Genomic DNA, 1,007 nt, shown 5'->3' with positions numbered 1-1,007 from the left:
CATCAATATGCACTGATTTACTGCAATTAACATCGTCTGTAGACGTCACTATGCAACATCCCTCCGACAGATTGTTAGACCGAGAGCCGCGGGCGCCCCGGCGTGTCATCAACCGGAGTTACCGGAAGTCGCCCACAGGAGCAGCTAGCCCCATCAGCGGCCGTACGTGATATGGGTCACGTCAATCCCGCGGTGGTGCGTACACCGAGCCGGACACCCCAGCCGTCAAATCACGCGGCAACGGGGCCGTGCTGCGCAGTACCACGAACCCACCAGGCCTCATTGACCTGATGCCAAACTTTGCAGGCCGACGTCCACGCCGTCACCTTCTCGGCGCGAGAGTCACCCGTGTCGCTTGCCAGGGGCTGGCAATTGAACGCACGGTGCCGCCCCTCCACGTCAACGGCGTCCTCGACCATCACGGCCTGCGCACCGGCAGCGTTCGGGCGCCGGATCGATCTGCATCCACTCCTGAAGCCGCCGCGGCAACGCAAGTGCACGGCACAATAGGTTCCTACCGGTTCCGACTTCGTAGGAGCAGCGGTTCGCGATGTTGCAGAGCTACTGCGATAGAACCCATTTCACCGATTGATGATCAATGTCGTACCTCCGGCCCTTCAGGCTCGGATCTCGGAGCCCGTCGCTGGTGTGCTCCCTATAGGCCACGTCGACGACGAGGCGAGCGTCCAGCCACACAACCCCCAGCGGCTCGTGTGCGGGCGGCAGCGGGTCGGTGAGAGGGCTGCTCGAGCGCTCCAGCGGCCGGAACTCCTCCCGGAGCTGACGGCGCATCTGAATTGTGAGCCCCGAGCTCACCGACCCGACCAGAACCAACCGCCCCTCGGCGTCGTACGCCCCGAGAATCAGCGCGGCGACCGACCGGCTCGAGCCGACGAACCCGATCACCAGCAGACTCGACGTCGTACGCAGAGCCTGCTGGATCCAGGCTCTGCTTCGCCGGCCGGGAAGGTAGATCGATGTCGATCGCTTAGCCAGCACCCCGTCCA

The 1,007-nt window shown here is 63.9% G+C and carries 1 pseudogene; it reads right to left on the bottom strand.

Going from position 1 to position 1,007, the window contains the following annotated elements:
- Positions 1 to 561: 561 nt before the first annotated feature.
- Positions 562 to 1,007 (bottom strand): annotated as a pseudogene (locus tag ACFWJO_RS38635) (hypothetical protein); the annotation flags it as partial.

This window comes from Streptomyces sp. NPDC127092 (assembly GCF_042722475.1).
Lineage (GTDB): Bacteria > Actinomycetota > Actinomycetes > Streptomycetales > Streptomycetaceae > Streptomyces.
This window is presented reverse-complemented; position numbering and strand designations above follow the sequence as displayed.